The following is a 15,098-nucleotide window of genomic DNA, read 5'->3' as shown; positions in this document are numbered from 1 at the left end:
TGATTCGACTACAGGTGAGATCAGTGAGAATTCTTTGAGTTGCATTCAACATCAGTGCATTCAGGGAATAACCCTCACCTTACCTGATTTTGGGCTTAACCGAACCGTATTGAATAAGACCCCATCTTATTGACAATAAAAATTGCTCAAAAAAGTGGCTGTAATTGATTCTGGATATAAGTTACAGAAGATTTTCTTCAAAAACACTGGACGGCCAAACTATCAAAAACTGGTCATTTCTGTCCTTTTGGACGGCCGTTGACAGGTGGGCATTTGTCACCAGAGCATGACAATTGAGTAAGGTGGGCGCTCATTGTCCGGCCTAAAGGACAAAAAACCACTGTTTCTGTCCTTTTGGACGGCCAAAAATATTAGTGTCGGATGAGACTGAATTAGTACGGCTAAACTACACTAAGCTTACGGTGTTAAAGGTTTTTAGTAGAGTTGTTGCGTTAGACCAGTTTCGATTTCAGTTAACGCTAAATATATAGAGTGACGGCTGAACTCACAGGAGAAATTTCAGATTCACTTACTGAAGAAGTTAATCGATTGAGCGGGATTTTTGAAGTACACTTGCAACACAAAAGTATTATATATTCTCAATAATTTTAGAGTTATTGAGAATGAGCCTGTTTGATAAAAATGGCTAAAAGCTTTCTGGAGTAAGTATTAGAGGGCAATTTTTTCAAAAAGCGATGTGCAAAATAGCAGACATTTTGTAGTGAATAATCAAAGTTTCCTGACAGCTATAACAGTTTAAAGCGTGTATAAGCTGTGCGAAATAGCAGACATTTTGTATATAAATAGGGGTTTTAGGTGCAAAATGTCTGCTATTTCTAACTGTGACTAATCAGACAATTTCACTACTTAAAACAATTTTGAACTCTATCAACAAGCGTGGAGATTGTAAAAGGAACAATTTCTATTCAGGCATGAAGAAAAATAATCGAATGTTAGCGTGGCTAGGTTAAGCTCTAGAAAGAATTATTGAAGCACAATTGCAACATAAATGTATTATATATTCTCAATAATTTTAAAGTTATTGAGAATGAATCCAGCGTAAAAAATTTGCTGTAAGTCATAGTCAGTAAGCATTACGCCAGAATTTTTCAAGAAATGTCTTATGCTCAACTGGTAGCAGTAGGGCCACCGTATTGCTACCAGTTGGGGAATCATCACATTTTCAACAACTCGCTTTTTTACTACTCAACTGGTAGCTGTGTGTCACCAGTTGAGCTACCCAACAGCTACCACTTGGGCAAGGTATTTAGAACTACTATTTCAATACTGCCAAACTACATAAAACCTATGTAATAAGCGGTGTTTACAGCATAGCTTTGGTGTAATTCAAAAGTGGAGTCCAGGTTTTAGTTACAAATGTAGTATAGAGTAATATGAAAAAGTAGAGTTTTGCTCAAGAGTTGATTCTAAGCAATAATTTGGCTTTAGATGACGCGCAAATACTCATTTTTGATCCAAAAGGTGTGAGCGTCCGTTTGAAGCAAAACAGAAATTCTCCGCACAAATACTCCCTATTGCTACCCGCAATACTCATTTTTGTATCAAGTACTCTTATTGTGTCTAGGCAGACAACAGTGTACTGAAGATAATTTCAAGGTCAGGTTTAATCACAAGAATTGAATGCGATTTTTGGAGTAGACCCGTCAGTACAATCAGAACCAGAACAGTCACTCGACCAAAAGCAGCGTCAAGAGCAGGAATTATTAGCTATTGCTGTGCCTATTGCTGTTGAATTAATTAATTGGCAATTAAGAGAAAGTGGTGAGAATAGCCTTAGATTTAAACGTGCCACTCTGGAGAAGCAGGGTAGAGAATTGGTATTTACCCATGATGAACGAGGTGAGATTTTTCGAGTGGCAGTCAACCGAAATCAGTCAGGTGAGCTTGAGTATTCACCGATTAATGTAGGGGAAATAGAGTCAGAAGATATTAAGATTTGGCAAAAAGCAGAGGGCGTATTGCAACAAATAAGAGAAAAAGCTCTTCGACAAGAAAGAAGACAGACTAAAGGAATGTCTCTCGCTTGTGATGGTGCAACTAGACACCGATCAAGCTCAAATCTGTACCGTATTTGCTGTGCTGTTTCTTAAATCCTTTGCTAGTAAACCTTTCAAGACTTAACGGGAAAAGTCAGATTCTAAAATTATTAAAAAGATTTTAGGGTATCACCCGCATTTCTCACAAGCTCCAAAGCGTTTGATGATGAGTAATAAGTAATGAGTAATAAGTAATGAGTAATGAGTAATAAGTAAAATTTTTAACTCCTTACTCCTTACTCACTACTCATTACTCCTCCATTCGAGGTGTGGTGAGAAATCCGGGATCAGGGGGCGCAATTCGCTAGGGGGAAGCAGATTTTGGAGCAAATCAAAAAATCTTGATAAGTACTTAGTATCCGTTTTACTGGTTTTTCAGTGGATACTACATATATGAGGCGGAGTAGCTCATGGTAGCTTGATAATAATCTATTAGTAGTACTTAAACGAAAAGTTACCTATATGGATATTAGTAGTCTTAGTCGTGTGGCGAAAACTGACTTTCGTAATTATTTATTATTAAAAATTTATATTTTCCTTAAAAGGCTTTTTAAAAACATTTAATTTTAAAAACTAAAACTTTTAGCTGCAAAGACTAGAGGTTTTAGTTTTTGCATTATTTTTTTGAGATAATAGTAAGTCTCTGAATTTAGTCTGACGCTTTATTTTTTATACAACTGTGGTTCCTTAGCAATTAAAGCTTTTGCCATTTCGCTGTTGATCGGCTTGGAGAAGAAGTAGCCCTGAACATACTCACATTTTAGAACTTTAAGCTGGGCTAGTTGCTCTGCTGTTTCTACCCCTTCGGCTGTTACTTCCATACCAAGACTATGAGCCAGCGTCACGATCGCCTGCACAATTTCTAAATTTTCAACATCGTCACCTATTCTTTTAATGAAGGAGCGATCTATCTTCAATGTGTTTAGGGGAAAACGATGTAGATAACTTAAAGAGGAGTAGCCTGTCCCAAAGTCATCCATGTGTAGTTGCATACCCAAAGCTCCTAGACTCATGAGCATAGAGGTTGCGGTTTCAGCATTTTCCATGACGATGCTTTCTGTAATTTCCAAACTTAAATCACGGGGTTTGAGCTTAGTTTCTTGCAAAATTTGTTCTATCTGCTCAACTAAATTCGGTTGCGTAAACTGTTTCCTTGAAAGATTCACACTGATAGTTAATGAGGAGTTGTTAGAAAACTGCTCCTGCCACATATGCATTTGACGGCAGGCCTCACGCAGCACCCACTGACCAATGGGAAGTATTAGCCCCGTCTCTTCTGCTACTGGAATAAACTCTGCTGGGGAAACAAGACCCCGGTCTGGATGCTGCCAGCGCACAAGTGCTTCAAACCCATGAATATTGCCAGTTTCTAGGAAAATAATCGGCTGGTAATAAAGCCGAAATTCTTGGCGCTCAATAGCACGTCGCAGATCCATTTCTAATTGCAAGCGTGCTACGGCACGGGCATGCATATCCTTGCCAAACACCTCAGATCTAGCCTTGCCCAATGTTTTAGCTCGATACATCGCAGTATCCGCGTCACGTAAAATTTCTTCTGCCAGCTCGTAGCTGTTTGCCGTTAGGGCAATACCAATACTGACGGTAGTAAATACTTCATATCCACTAAGGTTGAACGGTAATCTCAACTCCTCGTGAATTCGGTCGACTATGTATGTTACCTCACCCATGCCTTTGATATCATCAAGCAGGATTGTGAATTCATCGCCTCCCAAGCGGGCAACTGTATCTCCAGAGCGTAGACACTTCTTCAGTCTGTCAGCAAGCGCCATTAGCAGTTGGTCACCAATTGTATGACCTAAGCTGTCATTGACAAGCTTGAAGCGATCCAGATCTAGAAACAGGACAGCCACTGAATAATCTGCACGCCTCTTTGTATGCTTGAGCGCACACTCCAGTCGCTCCACAAACAAAGTGCGGTTTGGCAGCCCGGTCAAAGCATCGTGAAAGGCATCATGGATTAGTTTTTCTTGCGCTTGTTTGAGAGCAGTGATGTTGCGAGCAATACTTAAAACAGACTCTACTGAACCATCGCTGGCAAACTCAGGAACGTACCGGGCTTGGTAATAAATTGTCTCACTTGATGTGGGAAAACTAAATTCAAATACAACCTCTTGCTTGGTTTCGAAAACTTGCTGGAGCTTCTGCCCCCAGATCTGGCAAAGTTCTGACGGCATTCCTAACTCCGCATTTGTTTTACCAATGAATGCTTGCGGCGCTATTCCCGTTGCCTGTTCTATAGCTGGGTTAATGTAGACGTAGCGCAATTGTGTGCTAAATCTTGCAATAATGTCAGGTGCATGCTCAACCAGTGTTTTAATTTCCTGCTTGCGGCGCTTTAGCGCCTCCTCTACCCGCTTACGCTCTGTAATTTCACTTTGTAATTCCTCATTGATTTTTGTAAGTTCGGCAGTGCGTTCTTGAACTCTTATTTCTAAATAATCGCGAGCCTTTTGCAGCGCTTGCTCTGCTTGCTTGCGCTCTGTGATATCTGTAGAAACACCACAGATAGCATAAGGAGTCCCAGAAGCATCACAAACAGGAACCTTAATTGTCAAATAAGTGTGCAACCCGTCATCTTGAGGAACAACCTCCTCAAACTCCAACGCCTTTCTTGTTTCCAGCACTCTCTGGTTATTCACCGCAAATGTATCCGCTACTTCCTGTGGCCAATTTTCATACAAGCTTCGACCAGCAATTTGTGCTTGGGTAGTGTGGAATAGTTCCTCGTATTGGCGGTTGACGAGAATATAGCGATTCTCTGCGTCCATCAAGTAGATCACTGCTGTAGAGCTATCCAAAATAGCTTGTAACCGCCTCTCACTTTCTCGCAGCGCCTCCTCTCCCCGCTTGCGCTGGATGCCCAAAGCAAGTCCGTTCGCAACTGATGCCATCGCTTTTAAAGTGTCTTCTGTTAGCAAGTGGCGGGCAAATATTGCCACTACACCTACTACCTGCTCCTCAACAATCAGAGGATAGCCAGCAAAGGCAACCATCCCCTCCTGTGCTGCCCATTCTTGGTCATGGACGCGACGATCTCCGATGACGTTGTTGGTTAGGTGTGGCTGGCGTGACTGAGCAATAAGACCGATTTTGAACTGACCAACAGGTACCCGACTATGGGAACCATTGATGTGGGTATACATTCCGGCGCTGGCTTGCAATTCTAGCACATTTTCCTCAGCGTTAAGCGTCCAGATCCGAGCAAAGGCTGCATCGAGATGTCTAACTAGAGCCTGAACACACTGCTGCAAAATATCTGGTAAACTATCACTCCGAGTTAGAGCAATGCCAATATCTGCTTCTAACGCTGCGAGGCGCGCTCGCTCCAATAGCAACTCTTCTGCTCGTTTGCGCTCAATTGCCGTTGCCAAAATATTGGCAACAGACTGGAGGAAGTTAACGTCGTCTTCAGTGAACGTCCGTCGGCGAGCAGTATGAGCACCCAAAATTCCAAAAGGACAGTTCTGACCTTCGATTGTAATACTCAAGCTACTGACTACACCGTGTTCGTGCAACAGCGGAGGTCCGCTGAACCGCTTTTCTGTACGCAGGTCTTCAACAATTACTGGCTCTCTAAAAAGCAAAGTATAGCCTGCTTGAGAGTCAGGTTCTGCACCTACTGTTTCCTGCCCTACCAGTCCTGCTTGCCAGCCTACCCCTGCAATCAATCGCAAAGCGTTCCCGTCCGGAAGTAGTTCTAGAACGTTGCTATACTCCACCTCAAGACTTTGAGCAACCCACATAATGGCTTCATTCATCAAAGTAGAAAGCTCTACATTGGTCAAGACAAATTGACCAAGTTGAGCTACGACTGCCTGCTGGTACTCGCGTATCTTTAGAGCCTCCTCCGCTTGCTTGCATTCAGTAATGTCACGGGTGAAGCAGCGCGTGTGGATGAACTGACCATCTTCCCAAAATACGTTCGAGTCGATTAAAACGTATTTAATCGAGCCATCTTTGCACAAAAGTCTGGCTTCATAGTCATTTAGTGTTTCCTTTGCCGCCAGCTTCTGGAGGATATCATCTATTACCTCTTGGTCAGCATGAAAATTGGCGATATGTTGACCAATATACTCCTCCCGCGAGTAACCTAGGAGATCCAATTCAGCTTGATTTGCCCATAGGATGCTCCCATCCGCGCCTACCCGATGCAGACCAATGGCTCCATTTTCAAAAAAATCGGCAAGCTCTTGCTCTCTACGACGTAGTTGCGTTTCCAGCCGTTGGCGCTCAACAATCTCGCCCTGCGAACGCTCGAAAGCATTCCTTAATTCAGTTGTACGTTCCTCTACTCTGATTTCTATCTCCTGATTAGCCTTTTGCAGCGCCTCTTCTAAACGTTGGCGCTCAACTAAACTACGTTTTAGTTCAATTTGACTGACCACTTGGCGGCTCAAGACCTGTAATGCCTCTTTCTGCTCGAAGTTTAGTTCACGGGGTACACAATCCATAACGCACAGCGTTCCAAGTGTATAACCTTCAGTTGTGATTAAAGGCATACCAGCGTAGAACCTGATGTGGGGAGCGAATATTACTAAAGGATTTGTAGCGAACCTTTCGTCAGCCAATACATCCTGGATAACAAACAGTCCGGTTTGCTTAATGGTATGGGCGCAGAAACTAATATCGCTAGAAATCTCTAAGGCTTCCCAGCCTACTCTCGATTTAAACCATTGCCGAGTATTGTCAATGAAACCGATCAGGGCAATAGGAGTTCCGCAAATGCGTGCAGCCAAGCGGCTAATGTCGTCAAATGCTGTCTCTGGAGGGGTATCAAGTAAGTTGTACTTTCTTAAGGCGTTGAACTCATCAAGCTGAAGGGTTAGCCTACCAAGTTTTTTTTTAGTAACCTCAATCTGCTTTGGAGTTTAGTAATATTTCTGATTGACATAGTATTGCAGCCAACGTAATGATACACCTGTCACGCGCGTGATCGCTGCTTTGGATAAGCGTTCGAGTAAGAGTTTATCGATTAACTCACGTTTTGAGTGGTTAATCGGTTGTCGGGTTGGACTTTCAACAAATTGTCGTCCACATTTTTGACATTTGAACCGTTGTGTTCCATAGTGAGTGCGTCCATTTTTGACAATTTTATTCGAGTTGCATTTAGGGCAGTGCATAGCTCCAGTATTGAACGTCACTTCTTTACTTTATCATTACTATGCATTACTACCATTGATTCAAATCTATATTTGATGCTGATCTTTTCTGAATTAAAAAATTCAGATACGACTAGGACATGGGGTCAAATGAGCATCCGTGCAGAAAGTTACGCTAAGGCTGTAACCCTTACTGGATAAGCATTCTGAAAATCGATATTTTCGCAATTCTCGATGTACCAATTAACCTATAGATTATTTGGTGCAACAATTTAATACGACACAGCAAGGGTTTGAAGCTCTTAAATTTCAGATCCTTCAATTGGTACAGTCTTATCCGTAGCGATCGCAGTATTAAAAACGGCTCATTAATTCCTTAGCGTAACTTTCGGAATCACTGCTCATTTGTCCCCGACATAATTGGTAAATCGTCGTATATTTGTAGTTATTTGTTACACAAGCAACCATGACACGTGCGCTCGCTGAAGATGATCACTTGAATGAATCTGATAAAGACCTGTGTTTGCATTCACGAGCAAATTTCTACCTCAGCCATGAACTATTGGCTGAGGTAGAAGCACTTTCAATTTTGATGAAGTTAGTGAATTAATAAGGCATTGTCTGCAATATTTATTTACAACGTGTCTCTTTTTGCAGGTATCTCGGTGTCCACCCCTCTTTGTGCAACATGGCTAATGTTGCGGAAACTAGAGTCAAAACTGTCAAGGGCAAGGGGGCAGTTTTGAGTCGCCCGGATCTTTGGTGGTGTAGACGTACTGGGCGGGCATATGACCCCAGGATCTGTACCCCTTGTACTGACTGACCACTGTAGCCTCTGTCAAAATGCAGATCAAACTAGCGATTTTTCCGCCTACTGTAAGGTACATTCAACAAATCAATCGCCCGTTTCTTCGCCGCTTCTCCACGCCGATCATACTTACTTGTCGTACTTGGTGACGCATGACCTGCAAGTTTCGCTATCGTGACGATATCTGCACCCGCATCCAATAGATTACCGATAAAAGTTCTTCTAAAATCATGAGGTGTAAACGCATCCACTTCGGCTTTTTCCCCCCGTCGCCGCAATGCCCGTAACACCCCCTGCTCACTCATCCGTCTCGGTATGATTTTATTTGCCTTATTTAAAGGATAAAAAAGCGGCCCTGGTTCTTTACCCCGAATCAACAACCAATCAGTAACAGCCTGCACACCCGCTTCGGGTAAGTACACAATTCGTTCCTTCCGCCCCTTCGCTTCACGTATTGTTAGTGACCGACTACGCAGCTTAAAATCGCTCAAATCAAGAAATGTTACCTCACTGCGACGCAACCCTACGGTCAAAACTGCCAATAGTGCCGCATCTCTGCGACCCAATGTTGAGTCATCTTGAATGCAATCAGACCACAGCGCAGCAATTTCTTCAGGATCAAGTTCGCGCCCCTTCAATAAACTTTGGCCCCGCACGGACTCAATATCAGCTGCTCGTCCATACTCATCCGTGGACATTAACCCCAAGCGCCATGCTTCCTTGAGCGTTCGCCGCAACGCGCACAACATTTTATTAGCCATCGCCGCACTGTATTTTTCCATCAGCACTGACCTGACCGCAGCGGTGTGCTGGTAACGCAACTTTGACCAATCCAAAGTGCTTGTATCACAAGTGCCATTGGTCAGCAACCGAGAGATCGCATTCAGTGCCTCCCGCATCGTCCGCCGCGAACCTTCACCAAGACTGTTAAGGTAAACTTCAGCCGGGTGCAACGTGATGGGCAACGGCTCTGTCAGTGCAAGTGACTCAGGATTAAAATTGTCAGCGATCGCAGGAGTGTTCACGGGCTGTCTGGTAGATGCTTTAAACTAGATCCTCCCTCAAATGTGCCTCCCTGTATACATCTCAGACACCCCAGATTGCGAGAATGACATTTCTCTACACCCATTTGCGCTACAAAGCGTTCCACACAGAGATTTGTGTCTGTGTCTGCACTTTGGTCTGATTGCTACTTTAGTTTTTTAGCCAAATTAGCTAAACGAGTAATGCTAGAGCGAATGTTACCTGCTTCTTTGCGACTCTTCAGCCGTTTTTTGGCTTCTTTTAGTACTTGTTTCATGACTGAATCTTTTTCTTTGCAAGTAACATAAAAAGCTTCCAAGAGCGTTTCAACTGTTATTTTTTCTTGGTTGCATAGTTCATCGAGTTCTTGCTTGATTGACAGATCCAAACGTACAGGTAATCTAGGCGCAATTTCAGGCAAGTTCGCCAGTTGCTCTTCTAATAAAGTGAGTTCCGAAACAGAGCTATCAGCAGTTGATGTCACATCAACCTTGCGGGTAGAAGAACCCTGCTGTTGTTGAGCTAACACATCTTCTCGTGGTGCAACTGTTGGTGCAACCGCTCTATTTCTGATTTCGTCTAGGATATTCATCTTTTCACCTAATAGTAAAATTTATTACGCTGGTTCTAAAGGAATTAATTTGGCATATTCTTCTGACAAAGCTGGCTTGAGTCGTTGAGCTAAGACATGAATCGCATATTCCAGATTTGGCTGCCCCAAGTCTGTTGGCGCAACCCGTTGGTTGATGGCATTTTTGAATACATCCGATTCCAAAATATGCGGCAACATCAACTCACTACCCACTAGCTGCCGTATGGTATCGATACTTGTTTTAGTAGCGGTTGTTGGGTGCAAACCAGTCCACCGAGCGCGAAACGGCACTATACCCAGTAGTTCACCATAAGGTAGCGCTCCTTTAAATTCTTTGATTAATTCCAAAGTCCGCAACAGCGATTGAACTCCTTTGACGTTTGACTCTGCTGGAATCACCCATCTATCGCCAGCACCCAAGGAAGTCTGCGCTAAATGTGAACGCTCTGGGGGTGGGTCTACAATTGCCACGCCGAAATTATTCACAATTGGTTGTAGGCGATTCCTGAGAATAAACAGACTTAGCCCACTGGAGGCCAATTTATAGTTGGCGCTCTCCAAGCCATCATCGGAAGGAATTAAGAACAGGTTGGTATTGTTAATGGTACGGTCGCCCAGTTTTACGTCAGGTACAGGTGCAATGGCATCAAGAATTTTTGTTTTCTCTTCCGGTTGTGTCAGAACTTCCAGTAATGTTGGGGTATCAGGCTGCACTTGTACCCCTAAAAAACTGGTCAAGCTAGATTGAGGGTCGCAATCCACAAACAAAACGGGAATTCCTAAGCGCCCCAAATACCTCCCCAGCATCAAGGCTACTGTAGACTTTCCCTGACCCCCAGCCAAGCCCAAGGAGACTACTGTTGGCGGATTTGGCATAAGACAATTACATAAAAATACTAAAGTACAATGTCACCAATATACTAATGTACTTTTGTAGAATTGTACTATAGTGCAATTCTACTTTTGTACAAAAGTAGAATTTTATTTTATGTTTTAGCCTTATTTTAAGGACGTAAGCATTATCTATTGGCGGTGAGTTAAGCTATTAGGTACAGATAGCCCTAGCATACCTACTAAATGCTCTTCCCCTATTGGAAAGATTAGGACATGACCAATCTTGAGCGCGACTTGAAACAAAGACCACAGGTTTTCGTCAGTTACGCTAGCGCAGACAGCGCGGTTGCAAAAGCAATTGTGGAAGGGCTACGTTCCCAGGATCTTAATGTGTGGTTAGATGCTGATGAACTTCGTCTTGGAGATCGCTGGGCTGAATCTATTCGTGCGGCTATTTCAGCTAGTGCCTACTTTTTACTTCTACTATCCAAACATTCAGTACGTTCTCCTTGGATGGATCACGGAATTGAGGCTGTGCTAAAGGAACTGCAAAGCCGAGATGTCACCTTCTTGCCTGTGCTTCTAGAGGACTGTGATATTCCGCCGTCTCTTGCTATGTATCAGTGGTTTGATATGAGGAGCGGAATTGAAGAAAATTTAGAGAAGCTTACTGAAGCTTTGAGATTTACTCCAAAAATTGATTTTGAAAAACTATCTCCACAAACTTTTGAGCAACTGGTTGTGGATCTTCTTCAAAAACTTGGCTTTGTTAACTTGCAGTTAGAAATGCAGCAGAAAAACTCAGGCGTTGATGCTGTTGTTGAGTTTCGTCAAAAAGACCCATTTGGTGCTGAGACTCGTGAGGTTTACGTCGTCGAAACTAAACTTTATCGTCATTCTCGCGCAGATTTACAAGCACTTAGACAGTTAGCTGGATATGCTAAAAGTGATCCAAAAATCAACAAAGCACTTCTTGTTACAAACGGAAACCTTACATCTGTTGCTCTTGATTGGGTAAATGATGCCCCAAAAATTATTGGTATTCCAATCCGAGTAATCGATGGAACAGAGTTGAAGAGGCTTCTCTTGCAAAACACTGATCTGGTTTCCAGATACTTTTCTACTAGCTTGAGAAACGCTTCATGAGCCGAGTAACTGATTTAGTTAATCGGCTTGAGAACTGTCCCGCCGGAGAAAAAGGTTGGCGAGAGTTTGAAGACCTTTGTGTAGAGATTCTCGAATTTCTGTTTGTTCCACCATTGGTTAGACCTATCATTCAGCCCCGAACATACTCCGGTACAAATCGACGTGATGCTGTATTTCCTAATCGCAATTTTGATGAAAAGCATGGTTGGGGCTTGCTCCTCCGGGAATTAGAAGCAAGAATGATACTCTTTGAGTTCAAAAACTATGGAACAACAAATGTTGGAAACGAAGAGGTAATTCAAACTAATAACTACCTTACTGAACCTATGGGTAGGCTTGCGATTATGGTGTGCAGTAAACTTCCTAATAATAGCGCTCATATTCAGCGAAATACTATTTATAGTCGGCATCGAAAGATAATTCTTTTTATGACTAAAGAACATTTCAAAGAAATGCTTTTCATTAAAGAACGAGGTGAAGATCCATGTGATTTAATTGTTGATCTCGTTGAGAGATTCTACTTGCAACATGAATAGACAAACGTGTCAAATGTAAGTTAGACAATGTAACTACCCGAAAAGCCGATGATTTCGTAGGCGGTTCCAGGCGATTAACCCAGACTTATCAATCAGCCCGACAGCGCGAACGCTACAACCCGCATGATTTCGTTGGCTGATTAAATTTGTTTATGCTTGCGGCAGAGTGACCAAAGGCAGGTATGATCCATATCTGTCTACACCGCCATCTATACAAGGTGTTGGCATTAAACTTGTAGTGCTAACTTTTGCCAATTTTTTAGCACTACAGGTGGCGGGGTCGAAAACAGCGCTCCCGTACCACAGCTATATATTGATATCGCCATTGATATCATCAGTCCCGTCAACGGGACTGGCGATCGCCTTCTCCAGTTTTTTACTTCAGTCCAGACTGTTCTTTACTGTTGAGCTTGTCATTCACAAACGTAGCTGTGATTTTAGAACCGTCACGATTTTCCCAAACAAATTTTGCGGTTGTTGCAGAGCGGCTAACCTCGACACCTCGGTACAAGATTGAACGCACCTCCGTTAAGGTCATTCCTGGTTTTAGCTGTTCGTACTCTGCACGACCGAAGCGACCGAGTTCAGATTGGGCAGATTGTTCATGCTGCTGAGAATTAAAAGCAGTCTGAAGGAAACCATACCCTAAACCTGAACCAAGCATTAGACCCAGTGACAGCGCAATCCTCATCAGTGAGCGGACACGGCGATTTACTAGTTGTTGGGAATTCATTAGTAACTCCTAAATTCAATTTGTTTCATGACATTGAGTTTAGGAATTGCCAAATCGAAATCAAATTAGGTGAGAATAGAGTAAAAATAGACTTAAATAGAAACAAATCGGCTATAGGTTTAATTAAGTGAATTACTCAGCCAATCTCTCAGAACAGCAATCTCAGTTCTTAGATGCAATGGCAACACAGTTCGAGTTTGTCAGCGATACGTTAACTGTGTTTTTAACTCGTTTTGATAAGGCGAATCGCAATCAAGATAATTCTTTATTAGCAATCAAAATTCCCTGGAGCCGAGAACCTGAAGATAAAGCACAAAAATTTCAAGATGAGTTAACGAAAATTTGTCGGGTGTTTGAGGACGAAGGCTGCCCAATTGAAAAACCGAAGCGAGGGAGACAGCCCAAAGGTAAAAGTCCTTGGGAGCAGGCTTTTAAATGGTTGTGGGATATTAAATTTAGTGAATGGCAGCAAAGTCAAAAGGAACTTGCCCAGCCTGTAGACATTGATGCTTTAGTAAATCAGGTGCGTGAAAAAGTCAGCGCAGACATCCAAAAGCGATGTGGATTTATGCGGGTTTTAGACATGACTCATCCCATTGGGTTAAATGATATTTACACCGATATCAACATTCTGGAGAAAATTACAGGACGCAGACGGTTAGAAATAGCTCAACTTTTGGAAAGCTGCAATCCCAAAGACTTTGAGCGATTTGGTCTGAATCAAGTGGTAGAAAAGCGAGTTCCAGGGCTGGCGGCTGTTGAGCAACATTCCAAACTAATGATTTTAGGAAAGCCGGGGGCAGGTAAGACAACCTTTTTGAAACGAATAGCAATTCAATGCAAGTTAGGGCAATTTTTAGCGGGTTATGTTCCGATTTTCATAACGCTCAAAGACTTTGCTGAAGCACCCCAGAAACCCAATTTATTGCAGTATATCAATGACCAACTTGCTATTAACGATATTTCAGACCAAGACATAACTAAAATACTGTTGCGTCAGGGTCGGGTAATTGTACTGCTTGATGGTTTAGATGAAGTTAGGCAAGCAGACAATGATAGGGTTTTGAAGGAGATTCGTGACTTTTCGACTCAGTACGATGCCAACTATTTTGTGATCACCTGTCGGATTGCATCAAAGGAATATACATTTGAGCAGTTCACGGAAGTTGAAGTTGCTGACTTTGAAGACAAGCAGATTGAGGAGTTTATTACAAAATGGTTTCAAAATAAAGACCCAAAGAAAGCTAAACACTTAATTCAAAAACTCCAAGAAAACCAACGAATTAAAGAATTAGCAACAAGTCCCTTGCTTTTGACATTGTTGTGCTTACTATTTGGTGAAACAACGGATTTTCCTTCCAACCGTGCTGAACTTTACGAGGAAGGGGTAGAGGTTTTGCTGAAAAAATGGGACGGTACACGTAGCATTGAGCGTGAGCAGGTTTATCAAAAACTTTCTCTCAAACGCAAAGAAGACCTCCTCAGCAAGATTGCTTTAAAAACCTTTGAGCCAGGAAATTATTTCTTCAAAGAAAGGACAGCAGAGGGGTACATTAGTAATTACATCGAAAACCTACCTGATGCCCAAACCGATCCAGAAGCTTTGCTATTAGACAGCAAAGCAGTATTGAAATCCATTGAGGCACAGCATGGATTACTGGTAGAACGGGCAAGAGGAATTTATTCATTTTCCCATCTAACATTTCATGAGTTCTTTACCGCTAGAAATATCGCCTCAACCCGTAATCCTCAGCAGGCATTTGAACAGTTAGTTAGTCATATCACAGACAAGCGTTGGCGAGAAATCTTCTTACTAACTGTGGGGATATTAGAGGAAGCCGATGACCTGTTGCAGTTGATGAAGCAGAGGATTGATAAGCTCTTAGCAGGCAATGAAAAGCTACAGCAATTCCTTAGCTGGATTAATGAGAAATTATGTTCTGTAGAAACCCGTTATAAACCTGTTGCTGTTCGAGCCTTCTACCTCTGTCTCTCCCTCGACCTCGACCTCTCCCTCTCCCTCGACCTCGACCTCGACCTCTCCCGAACCCTCTCCCTCGACCTCGACCTCTCCCGAACCCTCTCCCGAACCCTCGACCTCTCCCGAACCCTCTCCCGCTCCCGCTCCCGCTCCCGAACCCTCGACCTCTACCGCTCCCTCGACCTCGACCTCGACCTCGACCTCGACCTCGACCTCGACCTCGACCTCGACCTCGACCTCGACCTCGACCTCGACCTCGACCTCGACC

Annotated in this window: 11 protein-coding genes; 5 read left to right on the top strand and 6 right to left on the bottom strand. The window is 43.0% G+C overall.

The window, feature by feature from the left end:
• Window positions 1–1,637 precede the first annotated feature (1,637 nt).
• Window positions 1,638–2,111, top strand: coding sequence for a hypothetical protein (locus H6G97_RS33695; RefSeq protein ID WP_242055575.1), 474 nt, complete (start codon window positions 1,638–1,640; stop codon window positions 2,109–2,111).
• A gap of 608 nt (window positions 2,112–2,719) precedes the next feature.
• On the opposite strand, the gene H6G97_RS33690 is transcribed toward H6G97_RS33695, so the two are convergent.
• Together H6G97_RS33690 and H6G97_RS33685 are read right to left on the bottom strand one after the other, a co-directional pair.
• Window positions 2,720–6,934 (bottom strand): EAL domain-containing protein, encoded by a 4,215-nt coding sequence (locus H6G97_RS33690; protein WP_338421894.1) that lies wholly within the window; start codon window positions 6,932–6,934, stop codon window positions 2,720–2,722.
• 12 nt (window positions 6,935–6,946) lie between these two features.
• The gene (locus H6G97_RS33685) at window positions 6,947–7,198 is read right to left on the bottom strand and encodes an IS1 family transposase (protein WP_190944774.1); all 252 of its coding nucleotides are present in this window, start codon (window positions 7,196–7,198) and stop codon (window positions 6,947–6,949) included.
• A 445-nt stretch (window positions 7,199–7,643) separates the two neighbouring features.
• Between H6G97_RS33685 and H6G97_RS33680 the strand changes: the two genes are divergently transcribed.
• Entirely contained in the window at window positions 7,644–7,787 is a 144-nt protein-coding gene (locus H6G97_RS33680) for a hypothetical protein (RefSeq protein ID WP_190944773.1), read from the top strand.
• Between the two features lie 245 nt (window positions 7,788–8,032).
• On the opposite strand, the gene H6G97_RS33675 is transcribed toward H6G97_RS33680, so the two are convergent.
• The 3 genes from H6G97_RS33675 to H6G97_RS33665 all read right to left on the bottom strand — a co-directional run bounded on the left by H6G97_RS33675 (window position 8,033) and on the right by H6G97_RS33665 (window position 10,476).
• Window positions 8,033–9,010, bottom strand: coding sequence for a tyrosine-type recombinase/integrase (locus H6G97_RS33675; protein ID WP_190944772.1), 978 nt, complete (start codon window positions 9,008–9,010; stop codon window positions 8,033–8,035).
• Window positions 9,011–9,174: 164 nt separating this feature from the next.
• On the bottom strand, window positions 9,175–9,600 hold the full coding sequence (locus tag H6G97_RS33670; RefSeq protein WP_190944771.1) for a carboxysome distribution maintenance protein McdB: 426 nt from the start codon (window positions 9,598–9,600) through the stop codon (window positions 9,175–9,177).
• Window positions 9,601–9,624: 24 nt separating this feature from the next.
• Complete coding sequence (locus H6G97_RS33665) at window positions 9,625–10,476, bottom strand: ParA family protein (protein WP_190944770.1); 852 nt, start codon at window positions 10,474–10,476, stop codon at window positions 9,625–9,627.
• 231 nt (window positions 10,477–10,707) lie between these two features.
• On the opposite strand from H6G97_RS33665, the gene H6G97_RS33660 reads away from it, so the two are divergent.
• Together H6G97_RS33660 and H6G97_RS33655 are read left to right on the top strand one after the other, a co-directional pair.
• Window positions 10,708–11,580 carry a TIR domain-containing protein gene (locus tag H6G97_RS33660; protein ID WP_190944769.1) on the top strand — a complete coding sequence of 291 codons (873 nt, stop codon included), beginning with the start codon at window positions 10,708–10,710 and terminating at the stop codon, window positions 11,578–11,580.
• The gene (locus tag H6G97_RS33655; RefSeq protein WP_190944768.1) at window positions 11,577–12,116 is read left to right on the top strand and encodes a hypothetical protein; all 540 of its coding nucleotides are present in this window, start codon (window positions 11,577–11,579) and stop codon (window positions 12,114–12,116) included. Before H6G97_RS33660 ends, H6G97_RS33655 begins: the two co-directional genes overlap by 4 nt.
• 376 nt (window positions 12,117–12,492) lie before the next feature.
• Here H6G97_RS33655 and H6G97_RS33650 read toward each other — a convergent pair whose 3' ends face one another.
• Window positions 12,493–12,849, bottom strand: coding sequence for a hypothetical protein (locus H6G97_RS33650; protein ID WP_190944767.1), 357 nt, complete (start codon window positions 12,847–12,849; stop codon window positions 12,493–12,495).
• Window positions 12,850–12,976: 127 nt separating this feature from the next.
• Here H6G97_RS33650 and H6G97_RS33645 point away from each other — a divergent pair.
• A partial coding sequence (locus H6G97_RS33645; RefSeq protein ID WP_338421893.1) for an NACHT domain-containing protein occupies window positions 12,977–15,098 on the top strand: 2,122 nt, incomplete at its 3' end.

It is taken from the genome of Nostoc flagelliforme FACHB-838 (assembly GCF_014698065.1).
GTDB classification, from domain to species: domain Bacteria; phylum Cyanobacteriota; class Cyanobacteriia; order Cyanobacteriales; family Nostocaceae; genus Nostoc; species Nostoc flagelliforme_B.
Note: the sequence above shows the minus strand (reverse complement) of the source record. Positions and strands in the feature narration are given on the sequence as shown.